The organism is Serratia sp. EWG9, assembly GCF_019913725.1.
Lineage (GTDB): Bacteria > Pseudomonadota > Gammaproteobacteria > Enterobacterales > Enterobacteriaceae > Serratia > Serratia ureilytica.
The window spans coordinates 286688-304759 of record NZ_JADNRO010000003.1; the positions used below are offsets into that span (position 1 = coordinate 286688).

The 18072-nt window shown below is 58.8% G+C and carries 13 protein-coding genes; 10 read left to right on the forward strand and 3 right to left on the reverse strand.

From position 1 onward, the window contains the following. Positions 1 to 53 precede the first annotated feature (53 nt). Complete coding sequence (locus ITX55_RS09565) at positions 54 to 860, forward strand: TraB/GumN family protein (protein ID WP_108680256.1); 807 nt, start codon at positions 54 to 56, stop codon at positions 858 to 860. 228 nt (positions 861 to 1088) lie between these two features. Continuing rightward, entirely contained in the window at positions 1089 to 1568 is a 480-nt protein-coding gene (gene ybaK, locus ITX55_RS09570; RefSeq protein WP_004940240.1) for a Cys-tRNA(Pro)/Cys-tRNA(Cys) deacylase YbaK, read from the forward strand. A 10-nt stretch (positions 1569 to 1578) separates the two neighbouring features. Here the strand turns inward: ybaK and dacB are convergent, their stop codons facing one another. Then, a complete protein-coding gene (gene dacB / locus ITX55_RS09575) occupies positions 1579 to 3045 on the reverse strand; it encodes a D-alanyl-D-alanine carboxypeptidase/D-alanyl-D-alanine-endopeptidase (RefSeq protein WP_108680255.1) in 1467 nt (488 codons plus the stop codon). A gap of 354 nt (positions 3046 to 3399) precedes the next feature. Here dacB and ITX55_RS09580 point away from each other — a divergent pair, with 354 nt between their 5' ends. From ITX55_RS09580 to ITX55_RS09605, 6 genes are all read left to right on the forward strand, one after another. After that, positions 3400 to 3684, forward strand: coding sequence for a 2Fe-2S iron-sulfur cluster binding domain-containing protein (locus tag ITX55_RS09580; protein WP_108680254.1), 285 nt, complete (start codon positions 3400 to 3402; stop codon positions 3682 to 3684). Between the two features lie 13 nt (positions 3685 to 3697). Further along, positions 3698 to 4633, forward strand: coding sequence for a diiron oxygenase (locus tag ITX55_RS09585; RefSeq protein WP_033651120.1), 936 nt, complete (start codon positions 3698 to 3700; stop codon positions 4631 to 4633). A gap of 68 nt (positions 4634 to 4701) precedes the next feature. After that, positions 4702 to 10410 (forward strand): non-ribosomal peptide synthetase, encoded by a 5709-nt coding sequence (locus tag ITX55_RS09590; protein WP_108680253.1) that lies wholly within the window; start codon positions 4702 to 4704, stop codon positions 10408 to 10410. Next, positions 10397 to 11209, forward strand: a complete 813-nt coding sequence (locus tag ITX55_RS09595) for a cyclase family protein (RefSeq protein ID WP_108680252.1) — start codon at positions 10397 to 10399, stop codon at positions 11207 to 11209. Before ITX55_RS09590 ends, ITX55_RS09595 begins: the two co-directional genes overlap by 14 nt. Then, positions 11206 to 11943, forward strand: coding sequence for a tryptophan 2,3-dioxygenase family protein (locus ITX55_RS09600; RefSeq protein WP_042783814.1), 738 nt, complete (start codon positions 11206 to 11208; stop codon positions 11941 to 11943). Before ITX55_RS09595 ends, ITX55_RS09600 begins: the two co-directional genes overlap by 4 nt. A 68-nt stretch (positions 11944 to 12011) precedes the next feature. Further along, positions 12012 to 12773 carry a thioesterase II family protein gene (locus ITX55_RS09605; protein ID WP_255612306.1) on the forward strand — a complete coding sequence of 254 codons (762 nt, stop codon included), beginning with the start codon at positions 12012 to 12014 and terminating at the stop codon, positions 12771 to 12773. 3 nt (positions 12774 to 12776) lie between these two features. Here ITX55_RS09605 and ITX55_RS09610 read toward each other — a convergent pair whose 3' ends face one another. Beyond that, positions 12777 to 13940, reverse strand: a complete 1164-nt coding sequence (locus tag ITX55_RS09610) for a multidrug effflux MFS transporter (protein WP_164057368.1) — start codon at positions 13938 to 13940, stop codon at positions 12777 to 12779. 99 nt (positions 13941 to 14039) lie between these two features. Between ITX55_RS09610 and ITX55_RS09615 the strand changes: the two genes are divergently transcribed. After that, positions 14040 to 14807 carry a helix-turn-helix domain-containing protein gene (locus ITX55_RS09615; RefSeq protein ID WP_033642122.1) on the forward strand — a complete coding sequence of 256 codons (768 nt, stop codon included), beginning with the start codon at positions 14040 to 14042 and terminating at the stop codon, positions 14805 to 14807. A gap of 107 nt (positions 14808 to 14914) precedes the next feature. Here ITX55_RS09615 and ushA read toward each other — a convergent pair whose 3' ends face one another. Then, a complete protein-coding gene (gene ushA / locus ITX55_RS09620; RefSeq protein WP_033651116.1) occupies positions 14915 to 16567 on the reverse strand; it encodes a bifunctional UDP-sugar hydrolase/5'-nucleotidase UshA in 1653 nt (550 codons plus the stop codon). 178 nt (positions 16568 to 16745) lie between these two features. On the opposite strand from ushA, the gene ITX55_RS09625 reads away from it, so the two are divergent. Next, a complete protein-coding gene (locus tag ITX55_RS09625) occupies positions 16746 to 17966 on the forward strand; it encodes an MFS transporter (RefSeq protein WP_033651115.1) in 1221 nt (406 codons plus the stop codon). Positions 17967 to 18072 lie beyond the last annotated feature (106 nt).

Genomic DNA, 18072 nt, shown 5'->3' on the forward strand with positions numbered 1-18072 from the left:
TTCCCTCGCCTTGCACGCGAAAACGCGCACCCGTTATTCAGGAGCCACGCCGTATGGGTCAACTGTTACGCCGCCTCGCCGCCTTTCTCGGCCTGATCTCGCCCAAAAGTTACGCTTATCCGGCGCTGGACATCACTCTACCGGGCGAGCGTCGGCTCCATCTGGTGGGCAGCATCCATATGGGCACCATCGATATGTCGCCGCTGCCGCCCCGGCTGGCCGCCCGGCTGCAACAGGCCGACGCGCTGATCGTCGAAGCCGATATCACCAGTGCCGCCTCCCCTTTCGACCACGCAGAGCAACAGCCGGAGCTGGAACAGCGCCTGTCCGCCGAAGAATATCAACAGCTGCTGGCGCTGTGCCACGAACTGGGCGCCGATCCGCACGCCTTCGCCACCCTGCCCGGCTGGCAGGTGGCGCTGATGATGCAGGCGCGGCAGGCTCAGCGTCTGGGGCTGCGCGCAGAGTACGGCGTAGATTATCAGCTGCTGCAGGCCGCCAGAGCGCAGGACAAACCGGTGATCGAACTCGAGGGGGCGCAGCAGCAGTTGGCGCTGCTGGAACAGCTACCGGAAGGCGGCATCGCGCTGCTGCGCGATACGCTGGAGCACTGGCATACCAACGCGCGGCTGCTGCAAACCATGGTGAGCTGGTGGCTGGACGCCAAACCGCGCGGCACGCTGGACACGCTGCCGGCCACCTTCAGCGCCGGGCTTTACGACGTGCTGATGCATCAGCGCAATCGCGACTGGCGGCGTCAGCTGGAGGCGCTGCCGGCCGGAGACTATGTGGTGGCGGTTGGCGCATTGCACCTGTATGGCGAGGATAACCTGCCGGCGATGCTGCAGCCGCAGGGGTAAAAAAGTGGCCAATATCGCTATTGGCCAGTCAAAGAGGAATTTCTTGTATTCTAGTTATACGCATAGCAACCGTGTTAACGGTTACAGTAAACAGGGTAGCAACCCGGTGAATATCTTGGCAACCCGCTTTATGTAACAGCCGCTCAGGTTGCCGGGCAGGTTGGATTTTTGTATTTTTAAGACTGGTTATCACCCCTTCCCCGCCGGGGACATTTTGGACAACACATCATGACGCCCGCAGTCGTTCTGCTTGAGAAACAAAAGGTCGCCTTCACCCTTCATCCTTATCACCACGACAGTGACGAAACCAACTTCGGTGACGAAGCGGTGAGAAAGCTGGGGCTGGATGCCGATCGGGTTTACAAAACCTTGCTGGTGGCGCTGAACGGCGACGCCAAACACCTGGCGGTGGCGGTCACGCCGGTCGCAACCCAGTTGGATCTGAAAAAGGTTGCCCGCGCCCTCGGCGCCAAAAAGGCCGAGATGGCCGATCCGCAGCTGGCGCAGCGCGTCACCGGGTATCTGGTGGGCGGCATCAGCCCGCTGGGGCAGAAAAAACGGCTGCCGACGGTGATCGACAGTCCGGCGCAAGCGTTCGCCACCATTTACGTTTCCGGCGGCAAACGCGGGCTGGATATCGAGCTGGCCGCCGCCGATCTGTGCCGCCTGCTGGCCGGCAGCTTCGCCGACATCGCCAAACGCGACTGACGCCGCGTACTCAGCGGCACACCACCGTGGCGTCACAGGCCGCCAGCGTTTCTACCAGGCGGTCCTCCAGCGCCTTCACCTGCGCGCCGGGCACCAGATAGTTATTGCTGATGATGGCGAACGCCAGCGGCCGCCCGGTCGCCGAATCAACATAGCCGCTGAGCGACGATACGCCGGTCATGGAACCGCTCTTGGCGTGAGCGCGCCCCGCCGCCGCACTTTTCACCATGCGGTTACGCAGCGTGCCGCCCACCAGCAACCCCGGCTCGCCCGCGACGGGCAAGGCGCGATACCAGTCGGCGAACCACGGCTGTTTTCTGGCCGCCAGCAGCAGCGTCGTCAGCTGTTGCGGCGTGATCTGGTTCATGCGCGACAGCCCTGAACCGTCCACCTGGCGATACGCGTCGGCCGCGATGCCCTGGCTTTGCACAAATCCGTTTATCGCCTGAAGGCCGGCGGCCCAATCCCCTTTGCCCTGCGTCTTGCGGCCCATCGCCTTGGTCAATATCTCGCCGTAGCCGTTATTGGACACTTTCAGGAAGGTGACGACCAGGCGGGAGAGCGGCGGCGAGGTTTTTTGCGCCAGCAGCTGTGCGCCGGCCGGCGTCACGCCCTCTTCAGCGTTGCCGCGCAGGGTGATGCCGTGCGCGCGCAGAGCATGTTGCAATAAAGCGCCGACGACGAGGGCCGGTTGATCGACGGTAATCAATCGCGAGCTGGCCTCCGCCTGTGCGGCGATGGTGCCGCTGACCACGATCCGGTTGCTGCCCGGCCGGCGCTCGTACGTCAGCGCGGTGTCACTGCCGGTGGTGGTGCGATTGACCAGCGTCACCGCGTCATTGGCGGGATAGAAGCTCGCCCGTCCCGGCGCGCCGGCGCGAGCGCCCGGCCGCACATCCACCTGCACCACGTTGATATCGCCGCCGGGGGTAAAGGCGTAGTTCAGCGCCGAGATCGGCGCAGCGAAGGCGAAGGGTTCATCGTCCCAGCTCCAGCCGGCGCCGAATGGCGTTTGATCGAAGGCGCCGGCGTCCAGCAACAACCGCCCCTGTATATGACGGATGCCGCGCTGCGCCAGCGCCGCGGCGAAGGTGTCGAGATCGTCCGGATGCAGCGTCGGATCGCCGCTGCCCTGCAGATAGAGATTTCCCCGCAACGTGTCGCCGCGCTGCTCGCCGGCGGTCAGCAGCCGGGTTTCAAACCGGTAATCCGCCCCCAGCACGCCGAACGCCGCCAAAGAAGTGAAGATCTTCATGTTGGAAGCCGGCGCCAAACGCTGCTCCGCGTGCGCCTGATACAGCACCTTGCCGCTGTCGGCATCGCGCACCATCACGCCGTTCGACGCCCCGACCAACGCCTTGTCCTGGCCGAGGGCCGCCAGCGCCTGGCTGAGGGTTTGTCCATGACGTTCGCCGGATGACGAACACCCCGCCAGCGCCACGATGGCGGGCAGCAGCCAGCCTGCGGTTTTCAACATGTCATCTTCCTGTTTGCGTTATCAAAACCAAATTGTCGCTCAGGCTATCATTGGAAGGCGGCGACGTCCTGTTTTCCATTCACTGAACAACGATTTTTGCCTATTGATATTATAAAACAAGCAATAATAAGAATTGCTAAACAATCCAGGCAATAAAGTTTGAATATGAACTATATTATGTGAAACAACCTTTAATATAATGTTAATGTTTTTAATGTGTCGTGTTGACAATAAACAAAGCCAAAGCTATCGTTACTCCCCATTAAAACTCACAACCTATTATTAATAACAATTTACTTATATGAATTTTAAAATGTGATCTCACTCACTGACTTCCATAGGGAATAACACGCCATGTCTGCAAATACAGGGCCCGAAGGTCATCAAGTTATTTTTGATGGCGCGGGCATCGGTGACTTTTGTCCTGAAACGTCGCTGCTTGAAAACTTTGAAAGATTAAATATCGACATTCCCAACCTATGCCGAAAGGGGAGGTGCGGCTGTTGCAAATTACTTCTAATCAGCGGAAATATACGCCATGAAAAACAGAGTGCCTTATGCGAAGAGGAGTTAGAAGAGAATATTATTCTGGCCTGCTGCGCCTATTCACAATCGGATATTGAAATAGAACTCTATTAATAAGGATTAACCGATGAGCCTCATTGAAACCACGTTGAAAAAATGGGATCGCGCCGCGATTGTCCGCTCCCGCCCGCGTCGCCTTCTCAACGAACAGGACAGCCAATCAACCCTTTTCTTCCCCCTCGAACGTCTGCCGCTGTGCCTCCATCCGCGCGTTGCCGCGCTCGGTGAACAAGCCTTGCGCTATATTCAGGTACAAACCCTCTACCATTACCTGAATGGCATCGCCAACATCGAGTTGGATATCATCAATGATTCCAGTTACAAGCTCTACAAAAACGCGGTCGGCGTAGACTTTCCGCTTGAAATGCGCTTAGACGCGCTGACCGTGGTCGTGGATGAGTCCTATCACGCCCTGGTGGCGCTGGATCTGATCAATCAGGTAGAGCAGATGACGTCCATTGCGCCGCTGCCGATGCCAAAAGATACCGAGGCCTCCTATGCCCTGGCGCAATCGTTGGCAATGGGCGACGAACGGCTGCGCGAGCTGCTGCGACTGGTTTGCGTGTCCCTGTCGGAGCAGGCGCTGACGACCGATCTGATCGATGTGATCAACAACGAAGATATCTTCCCGACCTTCTATCTGGTGATGAAAGATCACGTTGCGGATGAAGGCCGCCATGCCCGCTTCTCACAGCAGGTGCTGAGCCATATCTGGCGCCACAGCGACGCGGCCACCAAGCAAGCGTTGCAACAACCGATTTTGGCTTTCCTGGAAGGCTACGCAACCGACGCTATCGCCAAAGATTTCAGCGCCTGCATGTTGCGCCAACTCGGACTGACAGAAGCGGAAATTATCGACATCATCGCAGACACTTATCCAGCAACGCATGTTAAACCGTGGGAAACCAATAATATCGTCACGGAGCAAATGTTGGTGGCGCTGAATAAATCGGGCATTCTGGCTGATTTGCCTATCGCCGATGCGCTGCATGCAAAAATCTAATTAACCGGTATAAAAATCCAGCACCTTTGATATTCCGCAAGGGAAACCATTATTCTCAGGAAGCAAAAATGGAATTACTTCATATTGGCTATTTCGGCGACAGCGCCTGCGGTAAATTATTAACCGACGAAATCCAGGAATACGGCCATCAGGTTAGCTTTATCAGTCTCGAACACCGCCCAACCGAAAAGCTCGACCTTATTATCACCACTGAAAATAACGCTGAAACAATACGACGACTGCAACAGCAGGGAAAAAATCTGCTGACGCTCGCAACCAATAAAAAAAATATTAACGACATTGACACCCTGCAAAACCAAGAACACTTCTCTCTGTACTTTAGCTCCGCCGGCCAGGCCGCTTATCTGTGCGATGCGCTGTCGGATATGGCCGCTGACGCCCAACTTCCCCTGCTGCAGGAAAGGCTTGTCGACATTGTGGTCGAGCTGTCGCGTGGCGGTATACCGCCGGTACAAGAACTTCCCTACCGCTTGGCGCGTAAATACTATGCCGAATCACCGACGCGCATGCGCGAATTGACCGCATTGCTGATGGAACGTCTTGGCGATCAGATGCAGGGACGTTGCGGCAGCGATCTCTGCCATCTCACCTGGCAACCCGGCGCCGACTTCCATACGGTGCCGGTAGCGGACATCACGTCCCCCGCACAGCTGCAACATTTCTTCTTTAATGAAACCGGCGCGCTCAAACAGGGACGCTATGCCCAGCCACGAGTGATGGTCGACGTAGCGGCTTGCGGTGACGGCACTCAGCTTACCCTGTATGGCGACGACATGCGTTTCAACGCGTTCACCGACTATCTTGACGCGCTATTGGCAGATCCGGCCGATCCCATCGCCGCGCCCATTGTTACTCAACCTCACACGTTACATCGCCTGAGCCAATTCAACGCAACCGACGATGCCGAGCTCCTGGCGCACGACGTCATCGCTTTGTTCCGCCACGCCGCCGCCGCTCATCCGCAACAGGCCGCGCTGCATGCCGATGGCCAGACATACAGCTATGGAGAAATCGATCGCGCCTCGGATCAGTTTGCCTGTTGGCTGCTTGAACACAGCGGCGCCGCCAGTTCGGTCGTCGCCGTCTCGATGGACAAGTCAGCGACGCTGCTGATCGTGCTGTTGGGGATACTGAAAAGCAATAAAACCTATGTGCTGCTCGACCCGCAGGCGCCAGCGGCACGCAATCAAAGCATTCTTGACGACGTACAGCCCGCGCTGATTTTGGCCGACTCGCCGTTGCACTCCGGCGACGCGCCATGCATTGCGCCATCAAGCATTGATTACCGTTCGCTGAACATCCATGCGGAGCAACTCCCTCAATCGCGAGACGCTCTGGCTTACGTCTGCTATACCTCCGGGACGACAGGCAAGCCCAAAGGCGTCATGATCGGGCGGGAAGGCCTGAGCAACGTGGCGCAAAACCACCGCGATTTCATTGGACTGGCGCAAGGCAGCCGCGTGCTGGCCATCGCCTCGCTGGGTTTCGACGCCTTCGGCTGGGACGTCTATGGCGCGTTAGTCAGCGGCGCGACGCTTTATCTTGCGCCCTCGGAGCTGCATACCGATGTCGGCGCGCTGCACGACTATCTGACTCAACACGATATCGGCCATATCACTATTACGCCGGCAATTCTGGAATTGTTGCCCCGCGAAATGTGGCCGGGACTGCGGACGATGATCGTCATGGGAGACGCCCCACCTGCAGACGTCGTCGCCTGGTGGGCCGAACGCACCCGATTGTGCAACGGTTACGGGCCGACCGAGGCTTCCATTGCCACTTCGCTGTGCGAGTATCGTCCCGGCGTTCCCTGGAACTGCATTGGCAAACCGCTGAAAAACTACCGTTGCCACATCCTTGATCTCCACCATAATCCACTGCCGGTCGGTTTTGAGGGCGAACTGTGCATCGCCGGCAGCGGCCTGGCGCACGGTTACCTGCATCAAGAGGCGCTGAGCGCAGAGAAGTTCATTATCTGTCGGCTACCGTATATGGCGGCCGAAGAGCGTCTTTATCGAACCGGCGACATCGCCAAATGGGACGAACAGGGCAACATTATTTTCGTCGGCCGCCGTGATCACCAGGTGAAGATACGCGGAGTGCGCATCGAGATGGGAGAAGTGGAAAGCGCCGTCCGCAGTCATCCACTGGTTGAAAGCGCCTGCGTGGTCGCTCGCAGCCAGCCCTCGGGCAAAATTCTCGCCGCCTTCGTGCAACCCGCTTCGCCTGAGCTGACGATCGACGCGCTGCGCCACGCGTTGGTCACACTGCTCCACCCCGCCGCGATCCCCAGCGTCTTTATTTTCTTGCCAGCGCTGCCGCTGACCATCAATGGCAAGATCGCCCGCCAACAGTTGGAAAACTGGCCACTGGATGAGCGGAATGAGCGCCTTACACCGCCGGAAACCGAAACGGAGGCCATTCTCGAGCGCATCGTGGCCAACGCGATCGGCTGTCCGCAAGCCGACGTCACCCAGGAGTTCATCAACCTGGGCGCGCACTCGCTGACCATGAGCAAAATCGTCGCGCTCGTCGCACGCGATCTTTGCTGCCACCTGAGCATCGCCGATCTGTTCCGCCACAATACGGTGCGCAAACTGGCCGAATATATCGAGAATAAGGCCGTTGCCGCGGAGCGCGCCATCGCGATCTGCGACGAACGCCGCGCGCCGCTCAGCCCACAGCAGAACCTGCTTTGGTACCTGAGCGCATTGAATCCTGACGACTGCAGTTACAACCTGCCGCTGGCGATAGGCATCCAGGGCCCGCTTGATCTGGGCCGCTTTGAGCAGGCGCTCAATTTTATTTATGAAAAACATGAAAGCCTGCGCACTCGTTTCACCGAAACCGACGGTATCGCCTATCAGTTGGCAGAACCACATACCCCGATTCGCCTTGCCGATCACTGGGTGGAAGGCCAAACGCTGTCGGCAGAAAAGTGGGTGCGCCAACTGTGTGCCACGCCTTTCGACATCACCGCTCGTCCGCCGCTGGTGCTTCGGCTGGTCCAGTATCAGCAGCAGCACCATGTTTTGATTTGGGTAAAACACAACATTATTACCGATGCCTGGAGCGAACAACTGATCCTTAACGATCTGTGGCAGCGCTATAACGAGCTCGACGATCACCACGGCTTAGACGCACCGCAACCGCAGATTCAAACTATCGACATCGTCAATAGCGGCATCGCGTCACCTGCGCCGGCGGATGTTGCTTATTGGCAACAGCAACTGCAAGACTGCCGCGAACTGGACTTCCCGCTGGATAAACCGCGCCCGCTAATGCCGACGCACGCCGGAGAGCGCATCCATTATCAGCTGCAGCCTGACGTAGCCGGTCTGCTGGCGTCACGGGGCAAAGCGCTGGGCGCCACGCCTTTCGCCTTGCTCTGCGCGGCATTAAGTTTGCTGCTCAGCCGTTATACCCAGCAGCAGGATATCGTCATCGGCACCGCCATCGCAGCGCGGGATAACCTGGATCAGGCGCAGGTCAGCGGCTTCCACGTCAATACCGTACCGCTGCGTATCCAACTGAGCGAACAGGACACCCTGGCCGGACTGATCGGTAACATGATGGAAACCTGCATCGGCGCCTACCAGCATCAGCAGCTCTCCTTCGACCGGATCTTGCACCAGATCGAATACGAACGGATGTCGAATAAAAATCCGTTATTCCAGATCATGGCTATCCTGCAGAACGCCGGTGACGTATGCCAACAAAACCTGCGCGATTGCACTCTGCATCGCTTGCCGCTTTCGTCCGGCTTCTCGATGTTCGATATGACCTGGAACTTCAGTGTGGAACAGGACGCCGTCACCATCGAACTCGATTACGCCAGCGAACTGTTTTATCCCGCCAGCATGCAAATGCTGTTGGACAACTATCAGCAAACGCTGCGGCAACTGCTCACCCTGCCGGCCAATACGGCGCAGCTTGCCCTCAACCCGCTATGCGAACGGGAACAACAGTGGCTGCAACAGTTGGCCGTCAACGCCGACGCAGGTTCACGTGACTCGCTGCTGATGCACATTGGCCGGTTGGCACATACTCAGCCTGACAGCCTCGCCGTCAGCTGCGAACGGCAACAGTACAGCTACCGTCAGCTGTGGGCGCAGTCTGAGCGCGTCGCGCATGCATTGCTGCGCATCGACAGCCGGCCTTTCTCGGTCGGCGTCATGATGGAGAAAAGTTGCCACGTCGCCGTGCTCCTGCTCGGCGTGCTGAGAGCCGGCAAACACTACGTGCCGATTGACGTACACTACCCGGCCGACCGCGTGAGCTACATGATCGAGAACGCGCAAGCCCGGTTGCTGGTGACCGATGGTGAGCCAGAGCAAGGTTGGGCCAGTCCCGCCGTCGGTTTCGACTCGCTGGTTTCTCATCCTGCAGCGGCCGACGCGTTGCCGATCCCAGCCGACGATACGCTGGCCTACATCATGTACACCTCAGGCTCAACCGGTAACCCCAAAGGGGTGATGATCACGCATGGCAACCTGAACAATTTCACCAACGACTTCGTCGGGCGGCTGGCGCTGAGCGCGCGCGATAAGGTGCTCAGCCTGACCAGCATCAGCTTCGATATTTTTGGGTTGGAACTGTTCTGCTCGCTGGCCGGCGGCGCGCACGTCACGCTGTGTCCACGAGAAACCGCCATGGATCCGGTCAAGCTGTATCACTTTATCGAGCGACAGCAGCCCAGCGTGATTCAAGCGACACCTACCGTCTGGAGTACCATCGTCCACCACCTGCCGGCGGCGAGCCAACGCCCCCTGACCGTGCTATGCGGCGGCGAGAAAATGCCGGCGGCCCTGTTGACGCAATTGCGACGTATCGCGACACGGGTGCTGCAGGTGTATGGCCCGACGGAAACCACCATCTGGTCGACCTGCGCCGATCTGACTCACGAAGGCGCAAGCGACTGTATCGGCACGCCGATCCAGGCGACTGAGGTTCTGGTCATGGATCAGGCCGGCAACCCGCTGCCAAGCGGCGCATTTGGTGAGCTGTGGCTGGGCGGCGCAGGGGTATCGCCGGGGTATTGGCGCAACCCGACGCTGAGCGATAAGGTCTTTCTACGGCGTCAGGCGTTCGGCGCCGAGCGCTATATGTACCGCACCGGCGACATTGTGCGTTTTAATCGACAGGGGCAGCTGGAGTATCTCGGCCGGAACGATCACCAGGTCAAAATTCGCGGCCACCGTATTGAGTTGAGCGAAATCGATCTCAGTCTATCGTCCCTCGACAATATCGAGCGGTCACTCAGTTTAATTGTCGGTGAAGGCCAGCAGGCCCGCATCGTCAGCTACCTGCAGTTAACGTCGGGCGAAGAGCTGAATGAAAAAGCGGTACGCACGGCGCTGAAAGCCCGTTTGCCGAATATCATGATCCCGTCCGGTTTTGTGGTGCTGTCGGCCTTCCCGCTCACCAACAACAACAAAATCGACATCCGTCGGCTACCGGCGCCGGAAACCCGCTACTCGGCTTCCGAAGCGGACTACACGCCCGCGGCCAATGAGGCGGAAAGCGCCATGCAGCATATCTGGCAACAAGTATTGTCACAGACGCAGATCAGCGTCTGCGACAGCTTCTTCAGCCTGGGTGGAAATTCACTGCAGATCCCGCAGCTGCTGCACGCCATTCGTCAACAGATGGGCGTCTCGCTGACTATCCGCGAATTCATCATGCACAGCCAGATCCGCGAACTTACCGCGCTGGCCTTGAGCAAAACTGCCGAGGTCGCCGATGAAACGCATTGAGGTGTACCACCAAGGGCGTTGTCATCACCTTGACCACCGAGAGCCGCTGCGGCTCTCGGCCAGGCTGGACTTCGCCGATAACCCAACCAACCTTTATGGTGTGGCCCCCGCCGACTCGGCGCCGCTGAGTTACGGCGATACCGTCGCCAACGTGCGTCATGGCGGGGTCTGCAACGCCGAGCGCATCAGCCTGGTGCCGCACTGCCATGGTACGCACACCGAATGCATCGGCCATATTCTTCCTGAAACGCGCAACGTGGCTGACTTGCCGCTTGAACCGTTCATCGCCGCCACCCTGATTCGCATCAGGCCGCAGCGAGCGGACGCGACCGTGGAGAGCTATAACGCCAGCGCTGCCTGTGAAGATTGGCTGATTACCCGGGCGGCGCTCGATGACGCGTTGGCGCCGTTGTCGGGCGACTACCTGCAGGCTTTGGTGATTGCGGTCGAGGCGCCGAGCGAATTCCGCGCCGCGTCCTGCGCGCCCTACTTCAGCCATCAAGCCTTGGCGCGCATCGTCGAACTCGGCGTCCAGCATCTGTTGGTGGACATTCCGTCGATCGACCGTCTATACGACGGCGGACGCATGGACAACCATCGACGTTTTTGGGGGCTTGAGGCCCCCGACAGGCCGCAAGAAGGGCGCAAATACGCCTCCGTGACCGAGCTGATTCAGGTTCCCGCGCAGGCCACGGCGGGACACTATTTTCTGACCATTCAACTGCCGGATCTGAGCGGGGATGCCCTTCCCAGCCGGCCCATCTTATTTTCGTTTTCTACAGGGAAAGTGACATCATGAATTACGCCAGCTATCTGCAGCTAAACCAGCTGCTGTCGCTGCAACAGCCAGCCTCGCCGTCTGCGGAACACCGCAATGAAAACTTGTTTATCATCACTCATCAAACCTACGAGCTCTGGTTCAAGCAGCTGATCGATGAGCTTCATCTGGCGATCGCGCAGATCGAAGAAGGAGATATACCGGCGGCGATCGAAACGATGACGCGCGTCAATGCCATTACCCAAACCGTGGTGAATCAGATCGCCGTGATTTGCACGCTGAAGTTTCACGAATTCCAGCGTTTTCGCAGCTATCTCGGCACCGCCAGCGGTTTTCAATCCTACCAGTTCGCCGGCATAGAAGCGCTGCTCGGCAAGGAAAATCCGAAAAAACTACAGCAGTATCAGGGTGATGAAGAGGCACAGCGTCGATTGGCGGCTATCATCCAACCGGTTTCCCTATGGCAGGCAATACGCGGCCATCTGATGCGTCTCAATGATCAGCCCAATCAGGCGGCGCAAGGCTTCGACGACATCATCAGGCAATCGCTGACGCGTTCGAGCTGCGAGTCGCTGCTGCTCAATCAACTGCTGGATTTGGATTCACTGCTGCAGGAGTGGCGTTACCGCCATGTGAAACTGGTGGAACGTACTATCGGGCAGCGGAAAGGTACCGGCGGTTCATCGGGTTCAGACTATCTGAAATCAACGCTGTTCACGCCGATCTTCGATGAATTGTGGAACGCCATCAACTGAATGCGTTCCTTAACGCCAAGGAAGTTCAGGCTTCCTTGGCCCCCTGAAAATACGGATTTCGCCATGCATTGCACCCACTTCCCCAACGCCCCACGCAGCTTGAAACCGCTGACGCCAGGGCGCCAGGGCAGCCTGCGGCTGATCGCTTTTCCTCATGCCGCGCCGGCGCCACTGCCTTTCAGGGGTGGAGCCCCTCGTTGCATCAGGACATCGAACTCTATGCCGTGCAATACCCCGGTCGAGAGGAGCGGGCAAACGAAGCGCCGCTCTGTCACCCCCAATCACTCATCAATCAACTGATGCCGGCACTGCAGCCACTGCAGGACAAACCGCTGATCTTTTTCGGCCACAGTCTTGGCGGACGGGTTGCGCTGGCGTTAGCGACGGCGCTGCCTCAGCCGCCGCTGCAGTTGATCATTTCCGCCAGTTCATCGCCCTTCCTGGCGCGCCACAGTTCGTTGCTGAGAATGCCGCGTGCCGCTTTGTTGAACGCGCTATGTGCCGGCGAGGGTCTGGATGCGTCGCTCATCGACGACAGCGCGCTGCTCGATTACTATCTGCCGCTGATCCGTGCCGATCTGATGCTGTCCAGCCAATTGCTTTTCCCTGAGCAACCGGGTTACCCCGCCCCGCTGGCGATGTTTTATGGTGAAAACGACGAGCTGATCGATCGGCAGGATTTGCTCGACTGGCGCCGGATCGCGCAAGGCGATTTTCAGCAGCGCACTTTTGCCGGCGGGCATATGTATATCACCACGCAGCGCGACGCCGTGATAGCCGGCATTCACCAGTTGCTGGCAGGCCACCTGAGTGAACCGGCCAGCATATAGCCGTCAGGCGTTTTCACTCTCAAGCATCGCCAAACGACGCTCGTTGTGCACCACCCGCCACGCCAACAGCAGCACGCAGAGGCTGCAGAGCGACAGCACGGCGCCCAGGTGCTGCGACAGCCCCGCCAACACCAAGCCACCGCCGAGCATCAGGTAATACATCAGGCCAAGGATGGCGCCGGCGGTGCCCATGCAGTCTTTATAATGGCGCAGCGCGCGCGCCAGAATATTGGGAATGGCGATACCGTACGCCATCACCACCAGCATCATCGGCAGAACGAACCACAAGGTCCCTTCCAGCAGCAGTACCAGCAGGCCGCCGGTCAGCGATAATCCGCAGGCCAGCATCAACAGCGCGGGGAACAGCCAGTGCTTGCCGATCAAAAACTTGTTGATCGCCGCGCCGATACCCACCCCGGCCGCCAACACCAAACCGGTATAACCGAACCACTGTGCCGGCAGCGCCAACGCCGAGAAGTGGAATGGCGCCAGCTGGTAATAGCTGAACATGCAAATATTGAACAACGCCACCAACAGCGCGCTGAGCCAAATATCCCCGTCCTTGACCATCCGTCCCAGCGTGCCGAAAAATGAATTCTTCACCACCTGCTGCGGACGCGTCTCCGGCAGTTGCCAACCGGCATAGCCCAGTAACAGCGCCGCCAACAGCGCCAAACCGCCGAACACCCCCTGATAGCCCCAATAGTGAGTCAGCACTGCGCCGCTCAACACGCCAACCGCCGGGCTGATCGCCATGGCGATCCCCATCACCGAGAACACCCGCGCCAATTCATAACCGTCGAAGCGATCGCGAATCGCCGTTTGCGTCCCGACCGACCCGACCGCCGCGCCAAAGGCGGCCAGCACCCGCGCCGCCAGCAGTACGCTGAAGCTGCCGCTGAACAGCGCAACGAGAGAAGCCAGCAGATAGAGCGTCAGCCCGGCCAAAATAGTGGGACGCCGCCCGATGACATCGCACATCCGCCCCCATACCACCACGCCCAGCGCAAAGGCGAAAAAGTAACAAGAGAGCGTTTGCGCCGCCATTTCCGCACTGACCCGGAAACCGTGCGCAATATGCGTCAATGCAGGGCTGTAGATGGTCTCCACCACCTGGGGAAACATCATCATCGACGTCGCCAACGTCAGCGTCAGTTTACGTTGCATAACAGATCCTGTAGCCAAGAATAGGCTGCACAAGGTAGCATCTGGTCCCAGCGCCGATTACAATATAAAAGACAATAAATTTACAAAATCGGACAGACTATGGCGTGGCTTCAGGCGCAGGACAGTTTTAATCCGGATACGCTCGACAACGGGGTGCTCGGGATCGCCGCCGAACTGGCGCAGCACGACTCGGGCACGCATTGGCATGACAGGGGGCAGTTGCTGTTCTGTCAGCAAGGCAGCATGCGCATCACGCTCAACCAAAGCATCTGCATGCTGCCGCCGGGCAGAGTCGCCTGGATCCCGCCGCAGGTGGCTCACCGCGTTCAGGTCAACGGCGTCGTCGGTTACCGTTCGCTTTATCTCGACGCCGATCGCTATGCCTGTCTGCCTGCGCAGCTTGCCGTACTGACAGCCTCGCCACTGCTGCGCGAGGTGTTGGAACGCATCGCGTTCGCCGCCTTCGACACCGACTGGCAGCATGGGCCTTACGCCAATATTCTGGCGGTCTGCCTGGACGAGATCGCCGCCGCGCCGCGCGAACTGACGCTGCTGCCGCTGCCCAGCGACCGCCGCCTGCGCCATCTGGCCAATCTGGACATGCTTCCGCCGCTGCACGAGCTATCGCGCTATAGCGGCGCTTCCGAGAAAACCATCAGCCGGATTTTCCGCCGTGAAACCGGGCTCGGTTATCAACAATGGCGTCAGCAATGGCGCCTGATCAAAGCGATAGAGATGCTGGCCGCAGGGATGAGCCAATCCGACGTCGCCGGTCGGCTGGCGTTTTCCAGCGACAGCGCCTTCGCCACTTTTTTCAAGAATATGGCGGGCTGCCCGCCGAGGGCGTATATGGAGAGAAGGAAGTAAGACGCCGTTTAAAACGGCAACGCTGACAAAAGGCGTTGATGCAGAGGAGAAAAGCGAGGGGGGAACGGCGCCCCCGCGACAAGCGAGAGCGCCGTTCCGCGACGCCCCTAGCGATAGACGATTTCGCCCTTCGGCTCGTAGGCCGCTGCATCCAGCGGCGAGTGTTTCTCGATGTACTGCTTCAGCACTTCGGCATCGATAAAGCCGGTGTTGACGTAGCTCGGCAGCCCGTCCAGCTTCGGATAGCCGTCGCCGCCCAGCGCGTTGAAGTTCAGCGTCGCCATGCGGTAAGTTTTATCCGCCTGCAGCGGCTGGCCGTTGATCTTCACCTCGCTGACGCCCTTGCCGTCCGCCACCAGGCTGACGTTGGCGAACTGGGCATAGGCGCCGGAATCCGGCTTCATGTTGGCCACCACCGCCAGATACTGTTCAACCTCGCGGCCTTTCATATCGACATGCACCAGCGTGTTGCCGAACGGCTGCACCTTGAGCACGTTCTTGTAGGTGATATCGCCGCTTTCAATCGAATCGCGCACCCCGCCGCCGCTCATCACGGCGAAGTCGGCGTCGGCGCGCTCCCTCTGCGCCGCCAGCATCACCCGCGCCAGGTTGGTCTGCACGAAGCGCACCTTGCTGCGATCGCCTTCAAGCTTGCCGTTGACGCTGCCGATCTTCACGCCCAGCTGCGCCTTGCCCTTATCCTGGAACGGCGTCAGCAGCTTCATCATGGTCGGATCTTCCGCAATCTGCTGGGTGTAGTACACGCGCTCGCTGGTGCCGTCGGCTTTCTCCACCTTCTTCTTCAGGTTCACCGGGATCAGCTGATAATGCACCAGCTTCAGCTCGCCGTTGCGGAATTCGAAATCGGCGCGCCCGACGTATTTGCCCCACTCGTGCGCCTGCACGATCCAGGTGCCGTTCTGACGATCCGGCGAGCATGGCGTGCCCGGTACGTAATCCGCCTGTTTGCGGTTGTCACCGGCCATGCACACCGGATCCTGCGAGTGGCCGCCGACGATCATGTCGAGATATCCCGCCGGCAGGCTGCGCGCCATCTCCACGTCGCCCGGCGCGTTAGAGCCATGCTCGCCGTTGTCGTAGTGCCCCATATGGGTGGCGGCGATGATCACGTCCGGCTTCTCGTCCTTGCGCAGTTGCTCCACCACCTGCTTCGCTTCCTGCGCCGGCACGCGGAACTCCATGTCGGTGAAGTACTCCGGATTGCCTATCTTGGCGGTGTCGTCGGTCGTCAGGCCGATCACGGCAATCTTGATACCCTGCTTGTCGAACAAGGCGTAAGGCTTGAACAGGCGCTGGCCTGTGCTTTTCTGGTAGATGTTGGCGGACAAGAGCGGGAAGGTCGCCCACTTCTCCTGCTGGCGCAGCACGCTCAGCGGGTTGTCGAATTCGTGGTTGCCGATCGCCATCGCGTCGTAACCCACCAGGTTCATGCCGCGAAAGTCCGGCTCGGCGTCCTGCAGATCCGATTCCGGCACGCCGGTGTTGATATCGCCGCCGGACAGCAACAGCACGCTGCCGCCCTGCGCCGCCACTTCGCGGCGAATGCCGTCCACCAGGGTTTTCTGCGCGCCCAGACCGTATTCACCGTGATCGTTCTGCCAGAAGTGACCGTGATGATCGTTGGTATGCAGAATGGTGATGGCGTAGGTCTTATCCTTTTCCCAGGCACTGGCGGCCCCCGACAGCAGCGTCAGGGATACGGCCAACGCGCATGCGGTGGTTTTCAGCGAAAAACGCATGGCGGATCTCCGTGTATTAAATGGCTTTTATGATGAGGGCGAAATTGTAGCGCGAATTAATGACAGCTGATTTCAATTTTTTGCGATGTGAGTCTGATTATTTCAGATATGGTAAAAATTGAACGCCCTGCCTAAGATGTCATCTCTGTGCTCAACAACTTATCAGGCTAATAATAATATGACCGACAGTAGCCAAAGCGCGATGCCGCCCGCCAAGGGCAGTACGGTAAAGAGGACCGCTTTCTCCATCCTCGGCGCCATCAGCGTGTCTCACCTGCTCAACGATATGATCCAGTCGCTGATCCTGGCGATTTACCCGATCCTGCAAGCCGATTTCCACCTCAGCTTCGTGCAGATCGGTATGATCACCCTGACCTATCAGCTAACGGCTTCCCTGCTGCAACCGCTGATCGGCTATTACACCGATAAACACCCGCAGCCTTACTCACTGCCTATCGGCATGGGCTTTACCCTGTCCGGCCTGCTGCTGCTGTCGGTGGCGAACACCTTCCCGCTGGTGCTGCTGGCGGCGGCGCTGGTGGGCACCGGCTCATCGGTATTCCACCCGGAATCCTCGCGCGTGGCGCGCATGGCCTCCGGCGGACGACACGGCCTGGCGCAGTCGCTGTTCCAGGTCGGCGGCAACTTCGGCAGCTCGCTCGGCCCGCTGCTGGCCGCGCTGATCATCGCGCCTTACGGCAAAGGCAACGTCGCCTGGTTCACGCTGGCGGCGCTGCTGGCGATCGTGGTATTGCTGCAGGTCAGCAAGTGGTACCAACATCAGCATCGGGCGGCGAAAGGGCAGCCGAAAAGCCCCGCAATGCTGAAACCGCTGCCAAAACGTACCGTCGCCTACTCGCTGGGCATTCTGCTGGTGCTGATTTTCTCTAAATACTTCTATCTGGCCAGCATCAGCAGCTATTACACCTTTTATCTGATACATAAGTTCGGCGTTTCGGTGCAGAATGCGCAAATTCACCTGTTCGCCTTCCTGTTCGCGGTGGCCGCCGGAACCATCATCGGCGGGCCTCTTGGCGACAAGATAGGGAGAAAATACGTTATTTGGGGCTCAATCCTTGGCGCAGCGCCATTTACGCTTATTTTACCCCATGCATCCCTGTACTGGACCGGCATTTTGACGGTGATCATCGGGGTTATTCTCGCCTCGGCGTTCTCCGCCATCCTGGTCTACGCACAGGAGCTGATCCCCGGTAAAGTCGGCATGGTTTCCGGTTTATTCTTCGGTTTTGCTTTCGGTATGGGCGGGTTAGGTGCGGCAGTTCTTGGTTATGTCGCCGATTTGACCAGTATCGAGCTGGTCTACCAAATCTGTGCTTTCCTGCCGCTGATCGGCATTATCACCGCGCTACTGCCCAATATGGAGCATAAACCGCAATAACCCCGCGAACCGCCCGGATGAAATTATTTATTCATCCGGGTTATCCTACGGATAAATCAATGTTATTTGGTTTATCTGGCACAAAACTCCCTCATTGCCGCGCCTT